This is a genomic window from Mycetohabitans sp. B2 (assembly GCF_021733735.1).
Lineage (GTDB): Bacteria > Pseudomonadota > Gammaproteobacteria > Burkholderiales > Burkholderiaceae > Mycetohabitans > Mycetohabitans rhizoxinica.
The window spans coordinates 1-732 of sequence record NZ_JAHKSP010000205.1 but is presented as its reverse complement, the minus strand read 5'-3'; the positions used below and the strand labels follow the sequence as shown (position 1 = coordinate 732).

General features: G+C 63.9%; 1 protein-coding gene. It reads left to right on the top strand.

What is annotated here, in order from left to right; genetic code table 11:
- On the top strand, positions 1-732 hold a 732-nt coding region (locus KPG66_RS17460; RefSeq protein WP_237071692.1), incomplete at both ends, for a condensation domain-containing protein.

Sequence of the window (732 nt, the reverse complement as noted above, 5' to 3'; positions counted from 1 at the left end):
GTGCCGGTCGCGTTCGTGCAGCTTGATACGCTGCCTTTGACGCTGAGTGGCAAGCTGAACCAGCGTGCGCTGCCGGCGCCGGATGGCGCGGCTTTTGCGCTGCAAGTGTATGAAGCGCCACAGGGCGAGCTCGAGACCACACTAGCGGCGATCTGGAGCGAGTTGCTGGGTGTCAAACGAGTGGGCCGACACGATAATTTCTTCGCGCTCGGTGGGCATTCACTACTGGCGGTGCGCTTGATGAACCGGGTAGCTGCGCTGGGCATCACATTGCCGCTGGCGACGTTGTTTGCTGCACCCACATTGGCCGGCTTGGCTGCCGTACTCGAGGCGCGCGCGTCAGACAGTGCGGCGCTACCCGCGATCACGCCGGTCTCGCGTGACGGTGCACTGCCGCTGTCGTTCGCGCAGCAACGGCTGTGGTTTTTTGCGCAGCTCGATAGTGCGAGCGATACGTATCATATGCCGATGGCATTGCGCCTGCGCGGTACATTGAACCCCATCGCGTGGCAACAAGCACTGGATGCGCTATGGGCGCGTCATGAAGCGCTGCGCTCGGTGTTCGTCAGCGTTGACGGTCAGCCGCAGGTGCAGCTGTTGCCCGCCGAGACGGGGATGCCGATGACCTGGCATGACCTGCGCGGCGTGTCTGACGCGGCTACTCAGCTTGTCCAACTCAGCGCCGAGGCCGCCCAAGCACCGTTCGACCTGGCCTGTGTCCCGCTGATGCGC